Genomic DNA, 15,978 nt, shown 5'->3' with positions numbered 1-15,978 from the left:
GGAGTAATCAGAAAAACGCGCCTTGGCTTTTCAGTCTGAGGCGCGTTGATGAAGATACCCTGCTTGCTGGCGGTTACCGTTCGTTGGCAACCTCGTTGATAGCTTGGGTCATACGGGCAGTCGAATCTGCCCGTTATTAGGCGAATTTATTCGCTTTATTCGCTTTGCTCTGCCGCTGCCGTGATACTCAGTGCCAGCTCTTCAAGCGCCGCGTCGTTGGCCATGCTCGGTGCATTGGTCATCAAGCAGGCAGCAGCCGTGGTTTTCGGGAAGGCAATCACGTCACGAATGTTCTCGGTGCCAGATAACAGCATGACCAAACGGTCCATACCAAACGCCAAACCTGCGTGTGGTGGGGTGCCGTATTGAAGCGCATCGAGCAAGAAACCAAACTTCTTACGTTGCTCTTGCTCATCAATGCCTAGGGTCTCAAATACCGCCGCTTGCATCTCTGGACTGTGGATACGCACCGAGCCACCGCCGACTTCGTAACCATTGATGACCATATCATACGCATTAGAGTTCGCGGCCGCCGGATTCGCTTTTAGCTGTTCTGGCGTGACATCGGTCGGTGCGGTAAATGGGTGGTGCATCGCGTGCAGGTTGCCTTCGTCGTCTTCCTCAAACATCGGGAAGTCCACCACCCACAGCGGAGCCCAGGCGTTGGTATCGGTTAGTTCAAGATCCAAGCCTAGCTTGACGCGCAAGGCGCCCAGCGCTTCAGTAACCACCGATTTTTTGTCGGCACCGAACAAGATAATGTCGCCGGTTTGCGCGTCAGTGCGTGACAAGATGCTTTCTACCACGTCGGCATTCAAGAACTTGGCCACCGGCGATTGAATGCCGTCAAAGCCAGCGTCGCGATCGTTGACTTTCATCCACGCCAAGCCTTTGGCGCCGTAGATGCTGACAAAGTGGGTGTACTCATCGATCTGCTTGCGCGACAAGCTGGCACCGCCTGGCACACGGATCACAGCCACACGGCCTTTTTCGTCATTGGCAGGGCCAGAGAAGACTTTAAACTCCACGTCTTTGACGATATCGGCAACGTCAACAATTTCAAGCGGGTTACGCAAATCTGGCTTGTCGGAGCCAAAGCGACGCATCGCTTCTTCAAATTTCATGATGGGAAACGCGCCCAAGTCGACGTTAAGCAGCGATTGCCACATGTCGCGGATCATTTGCTCGGTGACGTCGCGCACTTGCTCGGCGCTCATGAACGAGGTTTCGATATCGATTTGGGTAAATTCTGGCTGGCGATCGGCGCGCAAGTCTTCATCACGGAAGCACTTCACGATTTGATAGTAACGATCAAAGCCTGACATCATCAACAGTTGTTTAAACAGCTGTGGCGATTGTGGCAAAGCATAAAAACTGCCTTTGTGGACGCGGCTTGGCACCAAGTAATCACGCGCACCTTCTGGGGTGGCTTTGGTCAGTACCGGGGTTTCAATATCTAAAAAGTCGTTCTCATCCAGGAAGCGACGCACAAAACTGGTAGCTTTGGCACGCAGTTTAATCCGATCGCTCATCTCTGGACGGCGCAAGTCGAGGTAACGGTACTTAAGACGCTGCTCTTCAGAGATAAACTGGTTAAAGTCAATCGGCATCGGCGCACTGCGGTTAATGATGTCCAAGCCTTTTGCGACCACTTCAACGTCGCCAGTGGCCATATCACGGTTGATTTGGCTCTCTGGACGTGCGCGGACTTCACCACGAATAGCAATACAAAATTCGTTACGCAGTTTGTTGGCTTGCTCGTAAACGTCACCCATATCTGGTCCATCACAACTTGCACTAGACCTTCACGATCGCGCATGTCGATAAAAATCAAGCCGCCTAGATCACGACGACGATTAACCCAACCACAAAGACTTACTTCTTGCCCGACGTGGGCGCTATTCAGGTGACCACAATATTGGGTGCGCATAGAATATTCCTGATCTGTTCTGATAATTCCGCTTGCCCCCTTGGGCACAAGCCTGTCAAATACTGAGGGGAATTCGGTAACAGCCTTTGTCGTACCTGACGGTACGCCCCCATTACTGCCGTTACTGTCAAAGACTGGCTATTATAAAGGAAAAGGCCCGCCGTTGGTAAAGCGATCGTGGGTTTTTCTTCTGATGGTCTTTTAGGTTGGTTATCATTAGGCTATGCCGTATTCACGATCATCCATGAGCATAACACTATGTCTCTTGCCTTACATGCGCTTAATCAGCCTCCGCTGCGGCTCGGTGACCCGCGCGGCACACAGTCAGCAAGGGGCGCTGTTCTAGTTTATCCGCGCAAGACGTACGCTCGTCATGCAGACAGACGCTGAAAAATTCACTACAATACGCCGCTTTTGCGACAGGGTTTGCTGGCGTCAGGTGCTTGCACTGGCCAGCTAGGCTGATTTGTAGGGGCTCATATGGCTAATCAGGATAAAATTTTCGCGGCACCGATTGAGAAGATGGGTGACTTTACCTTCGATGCGAATGTCGCCGAGGTGTTCCCGGATATGATCCAGCGCTCGGTGCCGGGATACAGCAACATTATCTCAGCGATTGGTATGTTGGCGAAACGCTTTGCCACGCCAGATAGTCATATTTACGATCTCGGCTGTTCGTTGGGTGCCGCCACCTTGTCGATGCGCCGCCATATTCCCCACGACAGTTGTAAAATCATTGCTGTCGATAATTCGCAAGCGATGGTTGAGCGCTGCCGTTTGCATGTTAACGCCTATCGCGGTGCGGCCGATGTCGAGGTGCGCGAAGCCGATATTCGTGACATTGAGATCGCCAATGCGTCCATGGTAGTGCTTAATTTTACCCTACAATTTTTAAGCCCAGACGATCGTCAAACTCTGCTCACCCGCATTTACCAGCTTAAAGCCAGGTGGGATCTTGATTTTGTCGGAGAAATATTGCTTTGACGACGACATCGCCAATGAGCTACTGATTGACTTGCACCATGACTTTAAACGCGCCAACGGTTACAGCGAGTTGGAAATCAGCCAAAAACGCAGTGCACTAGAAAACGTGATGCGCCCCGACAGCATCGGCACCCACAAAACGCGATTAAGCAACATTGGTTTTAGCAGTGTCGCGATGTGGTTTCAATGTTTTAACTTTGGCTCGATGCTCGCGATTAAATAAGGTGAGCGATGACGGAACGCTATTGATGACGTAAAGCTATTGATAACGTAAAGCTTGTTAACCCCTTTACGTCATTGATCTCGGTACGCCATTGCGCCAGTGACACCATTGATTCAGTCAACCCTTTGATTCAGCTAAATGCGCCATTCAATACGAGTAATCTGATGTTTGATTTTTCCGATTTTTATCAACTGATCGCCAAAAACCGTTTGTCCCACTGGTTGGAAGTCTTGCCGGCCCAATTGGCTGAGTGGCAAACCCAGCCCCATGGCGATATGCCAAAGTGGATAAAAGTGCTGAATAAAATCCCGACTGACACGCCGGATCACGTAGAGCTAAACGATCGGGTGCAGATTGGCGATGCCACCAGCTTGCCTGCCGGTGAGCGTAAAAAATTAGAAAACCTGCTCCGCAGCTTTCATCCTTGGCGCAAAGGGCCTTATCAGGTTCACGGTCTGGATATTGACACCGAGTGGCGCTCTGATTGGAAGTGGGATCGAGTCCTCCCGCATATTTCACCGCTGAAAGGGCGCTATGTCCTCGATGTCGGTTGCGGTAATGGCTACCACATGTGGCGGATGTTGGGTGAAGGTGCTGCGCTCACGGTAGGCATTGATCCTTCCGAGCTTTTTTTGATGCAGTTCGACGCCATTCGTCGCTTAATGGGCAATGATCAACGAGCGCATCTACTGCCATTAGGAATCGAAAAACTCCCTGCCCTGCGTGCCTTTGATACCGTGTTTAGCATGGGGGTGCTTTACCACCGCCGCTCGCCGCTCGATCATCTGATTCAACTTAAAGATCAACTGGGTAAAGACGGTGAGCTGGTCTTGGAAACCCTAGTGATTGATGGCGATGAAAACGCGGTATTGGTCCCCTCCGACCGTTATGCACAAATGCGCAATGTCTACTTTTTCCCGTCTGCGCGGGCGCTAAAAGTGTGGCTGGAAAAAGTCGGGTTTGTTGATGTGCGTATTGTCGATGAATGCGTCACCACCACCGATGAGCAGCGCAGCACGGATTGGATGACCCATAACTCGCTACCTGAGTATCTCAATCCCGATGACCCGACGCAAACGATCGAAGGGTATCCGGCGCCCAAACGCGCTATTTTAGTCGCGCGTAACCCCGATTAATGCCATCTCGATAACATCGCGCCAGGCGCTCCCATCGCAAGAGCTCCCATCGCAAGAGCGCATCGCAAGACGGCATGCATCACCCAGGCAGCGTGTACTGCGGTTAATTTAACCGAGAGCACACGCTACCCTGACGCTTGGCTCGCAATGTTTACCCTTTTAGGACTGTTCACTTTATGCGCAGCGGCACGAGCGCCTGTTTGCGCACCATTTTCTACTCACATCGTCGATTAAATCAGCGTTTAGTCAATTCTGACTAACATTTGACAGAATCCCTCTATCCATCTTTGTCGCATCCTTTAGAATCTGCGCTCAGCCTCGCTTTGGAATATGATTTGAGGCGATACGGCCAGCACCCATCCTTTAATGCAGTGGAGACTCAGATGCTTTTTCGTTGCTCACTGATCAGTGTGCTTTTATTCACGGTGTCCGGTTGCACGCTCACCTCACAGCACCAGCACCAAGAAACACTCAATAAAATCGATACGATTGCCGCTCAGAGCGAAAAACAGCAGCAAACACTGACTCACTCCTTGACGCAGCACGATGCGGCCTTGACGCAATTGGCGGATAAACGTCACAGCACTAGAAAGCCAGCTAACCGTGATTCAGCGCACCCAGGCCAAGCTATATGCCAATTTCGCAACCCCAAACCCCGAAGTGAGAGTGAAAGAAAAACTGGTTCGTGTCCCCATGAATGACGACAAAGTGGTACTCGGCGGCCGTGAATGGGTCTGGTTTGATGAGGTAAAGAATACATTCCAGTCTCGTGTGGATAGCGGCGCCGAGACCTCCTCGCTCAATGCCATCGATGTTCAAGAATTTGAGCGCGATGGTGACACCTGGGTCAAGTTCAATGTCAATCATAGCGAAAACAATGACCAATCGGTATTTATGGAAATGCCAGTAAAACGCTGGGTCCGGATACGGCAATCTTCGACTGATAGCACTGAGCGCCGTGCGGTGGTGGAAGCTTGGATCCGGGTAGGTAATATCCACGAAAAAACCGAATTTACCCTCGCCGACCGCACCAATATGGAATATCCAGTCTTGCTCGGTCGCTCGTTTTTTAAAGATTTGGCCGTGGTGGATGTCAGCCAAGTGCATGTTCATCCGCAATATCAGCCAGATACACCCTCGGAGCCTAGTGATGACGACACTCAACAGCAATCAGCTTCCAAAGAAGCGGCTCACCAATAATTGGCTCTACGAGAGTTGGCTCTACAAGAATAGGTAATCGACATGGTTTCACGGGTTCCTTTTTACTTTTTGATCGGCTTTTTGATTTTAGCCGGTATCGCGCTCAGTACGTATCGTCACCTCGGTTATGGTGTCCCTTGGCAAGCAGATGACACTCGTCAAGTCTGGCAAATTGAGGCCAGAATTAACTTCGATGCTGATGATAAGCCGGTAAAAGTGAGCCTCGCCGCCCCCGACAGTCAACCTGGACTGACGCTTATTGATGAGAGCACCTCCTCGGCAGGCTATGGTTTTTCATTACTCGACACCGAACATGGTCGTCAAGCACAGTGGTCAGCACGCCAAGCTAGCGGTGATCAAATCCTCTATTTTAAAAATCAAATGCTGGTCGACGACAGTGCACGCTATACCATGACGCCGCCGGAAGAAGAGAAGGTGACCGCGCCGGTAATGGAGAGTGCCGCGAAGAATGCTGCATTAGCCCTGCTGGATCGCGCTCGTGCTCGCTCGGCCGATAACGTGACCCTTACGCGTGAGCTGATTAAGCAGTTTAATAGCCCTGATAGCCAAAATGCGGCCCTGTTACTGAACACCCTCGACAAACCCGACGCACTACAAAAAACCTTGGCGCTTGAAGGTGTGCACGCGCGCGTGGTAGGTGGCTTGGCGCTTGAGGATGGTCGACGTCGGCAAACCATTTCGCCAATGCTACAAGTATGGCAAGACGCTCGCTGGCACTTATTCGATTTAACCACGGGGCAAAATGGCCATCACAGTAATATCCTGCTCTGGAACCAACACGGCGGGCCATTGTTGGAAGTGATGGGCGGTGAACACAGCCAGGTACATTTTTCGATTATCTCGCAAGATATCAGCCCGCAACAAGCGACCTCGGCCAAGGTCTCAGCAGACAACCTACTTAACTTTTCCATTCATAGCTTGCCGATTGAAGAGCAGGCGATGTTCAAAACCATCATGCTGATCCCAATTGGCGCCCTGATCGTGGTGTTTTTACGGGTTATTGTGGGGTTAAAAACCTCAGGCACCTTTATGCCGGTGCTGATTGCGGTCGCCTTTGTACAAACCCAATTACTCACGGGGATTGTTGGCTTTGTATTCATTGTCGGCACCGGACTCGTGATCAGAAGTTACCTCTCCCGGCTTAACTTGCTGCTGGTAGCACGGATTTCCGCGGTGATCATCACGGTGATCTTGATTATTTCGGTGTTTAGCGTGATAGCCTTCCATATCGGCTTAATGGAAGGGCTGACCATCACCTTCTTTCCGATGATTATTCTGTCATGGACCATCGAGCGGATGTCGATTTTATGGGAAGAAGAAGGTGCGAAAGAAGTAGTGATCCAAGGCGGCGGCTCACTACTTACTGCGGTGCTGGTGTACTTGGCGATGACCAATGATTTGATTCGCCATCTCACCTTTAACTTCATTGGCTTGCAGCTGGTGATCCTGGCGCTGATTTTGATGCTGGGCAATTACACCGGGTACCGTTTGTCGGAATTAAAGCGTTTCCGTCCCTTGGCGCATGGTGTGAGAGGTCATGATGATTAAGCTCTTTTCTCGGTTAGCCTCGCCCTTTCGCCTAAACCAAGCAGGGATTATGGGCATGAACCAGCGTAATATTCGTTATATTGGTCGATATAACGACAGGCGTCTTTATCCATTAGTGGATGATAAACTTAAAACCAAATTGATTGCTCAGCAAGCCGGCGCTACTGTGCCCGAATTAATTGGGGTGATTGATAGCCAAGCGCACGTCAAACAGATTCACGCGATGGTGGCGAACTGGCCCGGTTTTGTGATTAAACCGGCGCAAGGATCGGGCGGAAAAGGCATTCTGGTGGTGACGAAAAATCATCAAGGTGTCTATACCAAAGCCTCGGGCAAAGCCGTGAGCCATAATGATGTGGAACGCCATATCACCAACACTTTGGCAGGCTTGTTTTCTCTCGGTGGTAAAGCCGATGTGGCAGTGGTCGAGAACTTGATTGCGTTCGATGATAGCTTCGCCGGCTTTAGCTACGAAGGAGTACCCGATATTCGCGTGATCGTGTTTCAAGGGTATCCGGTGATGGCGATGATGCGCTTATCAACATCGGCGTCCGACGGCAAAGCAAACTTGCACCAAGGTGCCGTAGGAGTCGGGCTAGATATTGCGACGGGTGAAGCCTTAAAGGCGGTGCAATTTAACCGTCCCATTACCCATCATCCCGATACGGATCATGACCTTTATACCTTGAAAGTCCCTCACTGGCAGCAGTTGCTCACGCTGGCAGCCAGCGCTTGGGAAATGACGGACTTGGGCTATATGGGTACCGATATGGTATTGGATAAAGACAAGGGTCCGATGGTTCTCGAGCTCAATGCACGGCCCGGCCTCGCAATTCAAATCGCTAATGGCTGCGGGTTGCTGCCAAGATTGCGGCTGATTGAGTCTCTTCCACCCAAGCGCTATCCGCCGATGCCGGACGATCGCGCGGCGTTTTCGATGCAGTATTTTGCCGGACAAAGCACGCAGCCGCTACAACCTACACTCGCAAAAACCGGATAAAAAACCTTAAAGTTTAACGTACACAGCCGATACCCTATTACACATCCGCATCATCATCATATGAATTAGGGTAACGGCCGTGACGATCCATACCATCGACAAAGCGCAGCTTATTAGCGACGTCCAGTTTGGGGACAACCTCAATCAGGCGGTGGTGCAAGGGCGTCGTTCCGACTTTGCGTTGATGATGGCGTTGCTTTCCGGAGATGCCAATGAGTCAACGCCACGTACCCTCACCGATAATCCCATCAGTAATGATGAGGTGTTGCGTCAGCAGTTCCAACTGGCAGAGCCGCAACCCTTAGCCGCCAGCAATGAACAAGATTACCAGCGTGCCAGCGCTCAAGCTGATGCCTTTCATCGCGGTGGACTCGCGAGCGCCAATCTACGCTTTCAACTTGCCCCAGCCGCCATGCACTATCCCCCACAAGGCACACACGGTTTTGATGAAGCGGTCTATCACAATTTATCCGGCCACGCGCGCCGTCATTTATCGGATGCCGAGCCGACACGTCCTGCGTATAACCCTGCTACCTTGTATGAAAAACTCACCACCTCGCATTGCTTCGATAAAATGCGTGTAAGCGCATAACAGCCAAGATCGCAAGTCGATCCTGATGACGTTCGATGACCCTTGCCTAAATTGTGATCGTCTATCAATTCCCGATAATCTTTTTGCCATTCCACCAGACGTTTTGAGCCTTTTTTTCGCAGTCCGCGTAGTTATGGTCCAGTATTACTTTCCCACGAGTGAATAAGGTGTGAGTAAGCTGTCATTTTTACGTGATCAGCTTGGACACAAAGAGCGAGAAGCTCTTGGTTAAAAGTTTGATAATATTGAGGAATTGGCCATGAAAATCGATAACGCAGTGGTTGTCATCACCGCAGGCGGATCACCGTCGGGGCGCGCCATGGCAGAGCATTTCTGCTCGCTCGGTGCTGATGTGGCATTGCTCGATACGGAATGGCCCGCACTACGCTTGAGTGTTGATCAATGTCGTCCGCTTGTGGGGCGCGTTCAACCTATTTGTTTAGCCGATGATCAACCGGCATCTGTCCATGATGCATTCGCACAAGTGCTCCAGCTTTTTGGTGGCATAGACGTGCTTATCAATCAATGGCAAGGCGACATACTGCCCAGTTTATTTGACAATGGCGCTTGGTGCGATATACCGAAAACGCTCACCGATACAACGTCGCAGTGTTATCTTGTGGTCCAACACGCTGCTGAGTGTATGCAACAACGTGGTCGCCCTGGAGTGATCATTAATGTTGCCGGTGTTCATCTTACCCCTGATACGGTTGCTAATGCCATGATTGGCGGCTTAACCCAACGCTGGGCTAAAGAGCTTTCTGGATTAAAGATTCGCGTCGGGGGAATTGTTCCACGCCACCGTCGCCGAAGCACCGGCGATCTGGACGATGAGTTGATCCGCAACGCGGAGTATATTGTCTCGAATGACTCTTTCAACGGCCGGTTGTTAGAGGCCAGTGGGTGAGAGGGAGCTAGGTCCTAGAATCCTAGGGCTTAGGAACAGCTTTACGCTCTTCCCGTATTCCGTCAGCGAAGCGCTCTGTATTCTAGTGTCATCGTCGCCACGGATAACATCAAAAAGACCCGCCGGGGCGGGTCTTTGTCGTTAAGCGGTTGCCTGGTTTACATTAGGCGTCTGCTTTTTGATCCTTTTGCTCAGCTTTCGCTTTTGCGTCGGCTTTGACAACTTTAGTTGGCGCTGCGGCAGGTCGGTCATCGCCTTTCTTGATCACCGTGGTGCCTTCAAAGGTTTCACACTCGACATAAGGCTTGCCGTAGTAAGAAGCAACCAGAACGTCTTTCAACTCGGTGATCAGTGGGTAGCGTGGGTTTGCACCGGTACATTGGTCATCAAACGCTTCTTCCGCAAGCTCATCCAGTTTGGCCATGAAGTCTGCTTCTGGTACACCCGCCGCTTGGATAGAGGTTGGGATGTCCAGCTTAATTTTCATCTCCTCAAGCCATGTTAGCAAGCGTTCGATTTTCTGTGCGGTACGGTCACCGGCTTGAGCGAGACCTAGGTGATCAGCAATCTCTGCATAGCAACGACGTGCATGTGGGCGGTCGTACTGCGAGAATGCGGTTTGCTTGGTTGGGTTGTCATTGGCGTTGAAACGTACCACGTTTGAAATCATCAGTGCGTTCGCCAGGCCGTGTGGCAGGTGGAACTCAGCACCGAGTTTGTGCGCCATAGAGTGACACACACCCAAGAAGGCATTAGCAAACGCAATACCCGCGATAGTGGCACCATTGTGTACTTTTTCACGTGCGATTGGGTCGTTAGCACCGTGCATATAGCTTGCTGGCAGGTAGTCTTTCAGCAGTTTCAACGCTTGTAGTGCTTGGCCTTCTGAGTACTCATTCGACAGGATAGACACATAAGCTTCCAGTGCGTGAGTAATCGCATCGTAACCACCAAAGGCCGTCAGAGACTTCGGCATATTCATCACTAGGTTGGCATCAACAATCGCCATTTGTGGTGTCAGCTCGTAGTCAGCCAGTGGGTATTTGGCACCGGTTTCGTCGTCAGTCACTACCGCAAATGGGGTGACTTCTGAACCGGTACCTGATGTGGTTGTCACACAAACCAGCTCTGCTTTTTTACCCATTTTCGGGAATTTGTAAATACGTTTACGGATGTCCATAAAGCGCATTGCCAGTTCTTCGAACGCGGTTTCTGGATGCTCGTACATCACCCACATGATTTTCGCCGCGTCCATAGGTGAACCGCCACCAAGGGCAATAATCACGTCAGGCTGGAAGCTCTTCATCGCTTCAGCACCTTTGCGTACCACGCTTAGGGTTGGATCCGCTTCCACTTCGAAGAACGTGTTCACGTCCATCCCTTGTGCTTTCAGGATTGACTCGATCTGCTCTGAATAGCCATTGTTAAACAGGAAGCGGTCAGTGACGATCATCGCGCGTTTTTGTTCTTCCAGGTCACCCAGTGCAATTGGCAAGCTGCCGCGACGGAAGTAAATTGATTTTGGTAGTTTGTGCCACAGCATATTCTCAGCTCGCTTCGCAACGGTTTTCTTGTTCATCAGGTGTTTAGGCCCAACGTTTTCAGAAATGGAGTTACCCCCCCATGAACCACAACCCAGCGTGAGCGACGGCGCAACGTTGAAGTTGTACAAGTCACCGATACCACCGTGCGTGGTTGGAATGTTCACCAGAATACGTGCCGTTTTGAGGCGATCACCGAAGTATCGGATACGATCTTGGTTAACGTCTTGGTTGGTATATAGGCCTGAGGTGTGGCCGATACCGCCCATTTCTACCATTTTGCAAGCCATGTCGACGGCGTGCTCAAAAGTCTTGGCACGGAACATACCGAGCGTTGGTGAGAGCTTCTCGTGTGCAAACTCTTCTTCAATGCTGATTTCTAGGCCTTCACCAATCAGAATCTTAGTGTCTGATGGGACGCTTACACCTGCCATGTCCGCAATCTTCGTGGCCGATTGTCCGACGATGTCTGCGTTAAGGTTGCCGTTAATAAGCAGCACTTTACGCACTTTGTCGGCGTCTGCTTTGCTCAAGACATGGCCTTTGTGAGACGCGAAACGTTCTTTGACTTCGTCATACACTTCGTCCATCACGATAACTGCCTGCTCTGACGCACACACCACGCCGTTATCGAAGGTTTTAGACATCAGTACAGACGCGACCGCACGCTTGATGTCGGCGGTTTCATCGATAACCACAGGCACATTACCCGCACCTACGCCGATAGCCGGTTTACCGGATGAGTAAGCCGCTTTCACCATGCCTGGACCCCCTGTGGCCAGAATCAGGTTAATGCCATCATGCTTCATCAATGCGTCCGATAGCTCGATAGACGGTTGATCAATCCAACCAATGATGTCTTTTGGTGCACCGGCGGCAACTGCGGCATCGAGTACCAGTTTCGCGGCATCATTGGTGGAGTTTTTCGCCCGTGGGTGTGGCGAGAAGATGATACCGTTACGGGTTTTCAGTGAAATGAGCGATTTAAAGATCGCGGTCGACGTTGGGTTCGTGGTTGGAACGATACCGCAGATAAGACCCACTGGCTCGGCAATGGTCATGGTACCGAACTCGTCATTCTCTTCCAGAATGCCACAGGTTTTATCGTCTTTGTATTTGTTGTAGATGAACTCAGACGCGAAGTGGTTTTTGATAACCTTGTCTTCTAGGATCCCCATGCCTGACTCTTCAACCGCTTGTTTAGCCAGTGGGATACGTGCATTGTTTGCAGCCAGTGATGCAGCACGGAAGATTTTGTCAACCTGCTCCTGTGAGTAGGTGGCAAATTCTTGTTGTGCCTTTTTGACACGCTCAACCATTGCGTTGAGTTCAGCAATATTAGTGACAGGCATAGTTGTCTCCTGGTTCATATTTGAAAATCATTTAGTAATTGCTTGCTACCACCCGCTTACCCTTTGGTTAGCTTTTGGTTAGCTTTTTGATGGTTGCCTAGCGTTTGCTCTCTCTAACCGAGATTTCTTCGCCCTTGCGGCATCGCATTTAGTAAATAACTTTCAGAACTGAGTATAAGTTTTCACAGCGATAGCAACTTGATCTCGATCATTTGTTATCAAATCAATCATTAGGATTTTATTGCTTAACCCCCATGAACATTGGGTTTATTCGCCGTGTGGCACATGTGTAGTGTGTATAAAATTTTCATCAAAGTAACATGGCCTTTACATACAAAGCCAGCAAAAGCGGCGGTTTTGTATTATTTTTTCAACAAAAAGTGTGTGGTTATCATAAGCTTGTTTATTTCGTCCTTGTGAGTCCACTTATGCACACCTTTTTTCTCTAGTGAGTAAAAACCGTTTAGTGGGTCAGTATAGTTTGCGCTAACAATCTTGCTCACTCATTTGGGGACTTTTTTTGCGCCCTTCCATGACCCCACCAAAACCGCAATCAAGACTTGCAGAAAATGCAAGGTTAAGCGGTTGGTTTTTAAGCTGAGGTCGCTATACTGGCCCCACCTTTTAACCCGAGAGAAACTGGACTTCCTCACAGCCTCACGAGAATCGCCATGGCCTTTTTTGATACCATGATTTTTGTACAGTTTTTTGTCGGGCTTTTTGCCGCCGTGAACCCTATCGGTATCATGCCCGTTTTTGTGACCCTTACCGTGCATCTTGACAAGCAAGAGCGAAACCGCACGGCGTATACCGCAGCCATCGCGGTGGCGAGTATCTTGATTGTGTCCTTGCTTGCCGGTCAGATGTTGCTCGACTTGTTCAGTATTTCTTTAGACTCTTTCCGTGTCGCCGGTGGCATGCTGCTGCTTAGTATCGCCTTTACCATGATGAACGGTAAGCTAGGAGAAGGTAAACAAAACAAGCAGGAACAGTCAGAGACAATCAGCCGTGAGCAAGTGGGTGTGGTGCCGCTTGCCATGCCGTTGCTCGCGGGCCCAGGTGCCATTAGTTCGACCATCGTTTACGGCTCCCAGTACCCTGATACCTGGAGTACGGTCACGCTCATTTCAACCTTGGTGGTCTTCGCCGCGGGGACTTGGGGGTTGTTTAAGGTGGGACCTTCGGTGGTGAAATTCTTGGGACAGACCGGTATCAACGTGATCACTCGGATCATGGGCCTGATTCTCGGCTCTCTTGGGATAGAGTTTATTGCCTCTGGCATGCGGGCTTTGTTTCCGGGGCTTAGCTGATCGCAACCCAAGCGACGTCTATGTGGCAGCACTGAACACGCAATAAAAACGGAGCCTTGTTTGGCTCCGTTTTTATTGGCGAGGTTGAATAATCCTCTACTGGCAGCTCTTGACGCGCTGTTTACTTATTTGCGGCGCCAGGTGGTGCCTTGTGGGCTATCTTCCAACACAATGCCCATCGCGGTCAGTGCATCGCGCGCCGCATCGGCTGCCGCGAAATCTTTGGCTTGACGGGCATCGTTACGCGTTTGAATCAAGGCTTCGATTTTGGCGACTTCATCGTCAGCGCCGGCATCACCTTGCAAAAAGCTATCGGCATCTTGCTCTAACAGGCCAAGCACCGTCGCCAATTGACGCATTTGCGCACCTAACGCGGACGCGGCGGCCATATCGTTAGCACGAAGGCGATTGATATCACGCGCCATATCAAACAACACTGAATAAGCTTCTGGCGTATTGAAGTCGTCATTCATTGCCGCTTCAAAACGCGCCACGTATTCGTCGCCACCCGCTGGGGTTGCCTGGGTGTCTAACCCACGCAATGCCGTATAAAGACGCTCTAGTGCCGAGCGCGCCTGATTAAGGTTTTCATCGCTGTAATTGAGCTGGCTACGGTAATGGCCTGACAGCAAGAAATAACGCACGGTTTCTGCATCGTAGTGCACCAGCACGTCACGGATGGTAAAAAAGTTTCCAAGTGACTTAGACATCTTCTCACGATCGACCATCACCATGCCGCTGTGCATCCATGTATTCACATACGGGGTGTCATGGGCACAGCACGACTGAGCAATTTCATTTTCGTGGTGCGGGAACTGTAAGTCTGAACCGCCGCCATGAATATCAAAGTGCTTACCTAGAAGCGCCGAGTTCATCGCTGAACATTCAATGTGCCAGCCAGGACGGCCAGGGCCCCAAGGGGATTCCCAGGTTGGTTCGCCGGGTTTCGACATTTTCCACACCACAAAATCCAGCGGGCTGCGTTTCGCCGTTTCAATATCAACGCGGGCACCAGCTTGGAGCTGATCCAAGTCTTGTTTAGATAGCTTGCCGTATTCCTCAAACTTAGCGACTTCAAACATCACATCGCCGTTATCAGCCACATAGGCAAAACCACGCACAATCAGCGTTTCCACCAAGGTAATAATTTCGTCAATATAATCGGTCGCACGCGGCTCGATATCAGGGCGCACCATGTTTAAAGCATCAAAATCTTGGTGCATCTCACCAATCAAGCGTTCGGTTAAGGCATCGCAGGCCTCACCATTTTCAGCGGCACGCTTGATGATCTTGTCATCAATATCGGTAATATTGCGCACGAAGGTCAGATCAAAGCCCAGATAACGCAGGTAACGAGAAATCATGTCAAACGAAACGAAGGTGCGCCCATGTCCGATATGACAAAGATCGTAAATCGTCACCCCACACACATACATGCCAATTTTTCCTGGCGTGATAGGCTGAAAGACGGCTTTTTCTCGCGTCAGTGAGTTGTAGATCTTTAACGGGGGGGTTTGCATCGACATAATAATTAGATGACTCGTTACAGTAATGACAATGAGTAAAATGAAGTTGCTATTACACCTTTTCTGCTAGCGTGACGCAAGCACCGACCCGCCGCCGGACCCGATAAAGCGCGACGACTTAGTTCACAAGTTAAGACAAAAAGCACAAATTGAACCAAAAGCGACCAATCGGTGCTTGAGTCGGGTCGGGATAATCATTTATTTTTTGGTAAAGAATCTTTATCGATAACCATTATGACAAAACATTCAACGCGCACACATACAGCAACTACGACTGACCCACAAAGCCAAGAGCAAGATGCTACCCCATCACAGGCTGACAAGGTTGATCTTATTCTGAGCCAATGGCACAGCGAACGTCCCGACATTGACCCCAGCCCGATGGCGATCACAGGTCGACTGGCTCGGGTATTGGGCAATATTAATCCCAAACTACAACAAGTATTTGGTCAATATAACCTGAACCCTGGAGAGTTTGATGTGTTGGCCTCGCTACGACGAGCAGGCAAACCATACACACTGACGCCCAATCAGTTATTGGATGCCTTGATGTTGACATCCGGCGCCATGACCAATCGCATTGATCGCTTAGAACACAAAGGTTTGGTGGTTCGCAGCCCCGATCCCAACGATCGCCGCGGGGTCTATGTCTCACTCACTGAGACTGGACTTGATTTGATTGATAAGGCGGTCACCGATCACACCGAC

The 15,978-nt window shown here is 50.5% G+C and carries 10 protein-coding genes and 2 pseudogenes; 9 read left to right on the top strand and 3 right to left on the bottom strand.

From position 1 onward, the window contains the following. Positions 1-155: 155 nt before the first annotated feature. A pseudogene (gene aspS, locus DZ54_RS18460) lies at positions 156-1,930 on the bottom strand (aspartate--tRNA ligase). A gap of 480 nt (positions 1,931-2,410) precedes the next feature. Here aspS and cmoA point away from each other — a divergent pair. From cmoA to DZ54_RS0102585, 7 genes and pseudogenes are all read left to right on the top strand, one after another. Next, positions 2,411-3,137 (top strand): annotated as a pseudogene (gene cmoA, locus DZ54_RS18455) (carboxy-S-adenosyl-L-methionine synthase CmoA). Between the two features lie 164 nt (positions 3,138-3,301). Further along, positions 3,302-4,273 carry a tRNA 5-methoxyuridine(34)/uridine 5-oxyacetic acid(34) synthase CmoB gene (gene cmoB, locus DZ54_RS0102610; protein ID WP_025673004.1) on the top strand — a complete coding sequence of 324 codons (972 nt, stop codon included), beginning with the start codon at positions 3,302-3,304 and terminating at the stop codon, positions 4,271-4,273. Between the two features lie 603 nt (positions 4,274-4,876). Then, the gene (locus DZ54_RS18450) at positions 4,877-5,473 is read left to right on the top strand and encodes an ATP-dependent zinc protease family protein (RefSeq protein WP_051415864.1); all 597 of its coding nucleotides are present in this window, start codon (positions 4,877-4,879) and stop codon (positions 5,471-5,473) included. Positions 5,474-5,515: 42 nt separating this feature from the next. After that, positions 5,516-7,042, top strand: coding sequence for an inactive transglutaminase family protein (locus DZ54_RS0102600; protein ID WP_025673003.1), 1,527 nt, complete (start codon positions 5,516-5,518; stop codon positions 7,040-7,042). After that, the gene (locus tag DZ54_RS0102595; RefSeq protein ID WP_025673002.1) at positions 7,032-8,042 is read left to right on the top strand and encodes an alpha-L-glutamate ligase-like protein; all 1,011 of its coding nucleotides are present in this window, start codon (positions 7,032-7,034) and stop codon (positions 8,040-8,042) included. Before DZ54_RS0102600 ends, DZ54_RS0102595 begins: the two co-directional genes overlap by 11 nt. Before the next feature lie 79 nt (positions 8,043-8,121). Beyond that, on the top strand, positions 8,122-8,634 hold the full coding sequence (locus DZ54_RS0102590) for a VC2046/SO_2500 family protein (RefSeq protein WP_025673001.1): 513 nt from the start codon (positions 8,122-8,124) through the stop codon (positions 8,632-8,634). 259 nt (positions 8,635-8,893) lie between these two features. Then, positions 8,894-9,541, top strand: a complete 648-nt coding sequence (locus tag DZ54_RS0102585; RefSeq protein WP_025673000.1) for an SDR family NAD(P)-dependent oxidoreductase — start codon at positions 8,894-8,896, stop codon at positions 9,539-9,541. Positions 9,542-9,704: 163 nt separating this feature from the next. Here the strand turns inward: DZ54_RS0102585 and adhE are convergent, their stop codons facing one another. Beyond that, positions 9,705-12,452 carry a bifunctional acetaldehyde-CoA/alcohol dehydrogenase gene (gene adhE, locus DZ54_RS0102580; RefSeq protein WP_276201976.1) on the bottom strand — a complete coding sequence of 916 codons (2,748 nt, stop codon included), beginning with the start codon at positions 12,450-12,452 and terminating at the stop codon, positions 9,705-9,707. 653 nt (positions 12,453-13,105) lie between these two features. Here adhE and DZ54_RS0102570 point away from each other — a divergent pair. Next, the gene (locus DZ54_RS0102570) at positions 13,106-13,744 is read left to right on the top strand and encodes a YchE family NAAT transporter (protein WP_025672998.1); all 639 of its coding nucleotides are present in this window, start codon (positions 13,106-13,108) and stop codon (positions 13,742-13,744) included. A 125-nt stretch (positions 13,745-13,869) separates the two neighbouring features. On the opposite strand, the gene cysS is transcribed toward DZ54_RS0102570, so the two are convergent. After that, positions 13,870-15,264, bottom strand: a complete 1,395-nt coding sequence (gene cysS / locus DZ54_RS0102565) for a cysteine--tRNA ligase (protein ID WP_128080437.1) — start codon at positions 15,262-15,264, stop codon at positions 13,870-13,872. Positions 15,265-15,504: 240 nt separating this feature from the next. Here cysS and DZ54_RS18445 point away from each other — a divergent pair. Next, positions 15,505-15,978 (top strand): MarR family winged helix-turn-helix transcriptional regulator (locus DZ54_RS18445; protein ID WP_164831543.1); only part of this gene is annotated, 474 nt, incomplete at its 3' end.

Origin of the sequence: Salinivibrio socompensis S35 (genome assembly GCF_000513715.1) — a bacterium.
GTDB classification, from domain to species: domain Bacteria; phylum Pseudomonadota; class Gammaproteobacteria; order Enterobacterales; family Vibrionaceae; genus Salinivibrio; species Salinivibrio socompensis.
The sequence above is the reverse complement of the archived record's forward strand: the minus strand, read 5'-3'. Positions and strand labels throughout refer to the sequence as shown.

What these genes read in the sequence shown, in the direction of transcription:
- cmoB (WP_025673004.1), top strand. Translation starts at nt 3,302, where the DNA reads ATGTTTGATTTTTCCGATTTTTATCAACTGATCGCCAAAAACCGTTTG.
- DZ54_RS0102600 (WP_025673003.1), top strand. Translation starts at nt 5,516, where the DNA reads ATGGTTTCACGGGTTCCTTTTTACTTTTTGATCGGCTTTTTGATTTTA.
- DZ54_RS0102595 (WP_025673002.1), top strand. Translation starts at nt 7,032, where the DNA reads ATGATGATTAAGCTCTTTTCTCGGTTAGCCTCGCCCTTTCGCCTAAAC.
- DZ54_RS0102585 (WP_025673000.1), top strand. Translation starts at nt 8,894, where the DNA reads ATGAAAATCGATAACGCAGTGGTTGTCATCACCGCAGGCGGATCACCG.
- adhE (WP_276201976.1), bottom strand. Translation starts at nt 12,452, where the DNA reads ATGAACCAGGAGACAACTATGCCTGTCACTAATATTGCTGAACTCAAC.
- DZ54_RS0102570 (WP_025672998.1), top strand. Translation starts at nt 13,106, where the DNA reads ATGGCCTTTTTTGATACCATGATTTTTGTACAGTTTTTTGTCGGGCTT.
- cysS (WP_128080437.1), bottom strand. Translation starts at nt 15,264, where the DNA reads ATGCAAACCCCCCCGTTAAAGATCTACAACTCACTGACGCGAGAAAAA.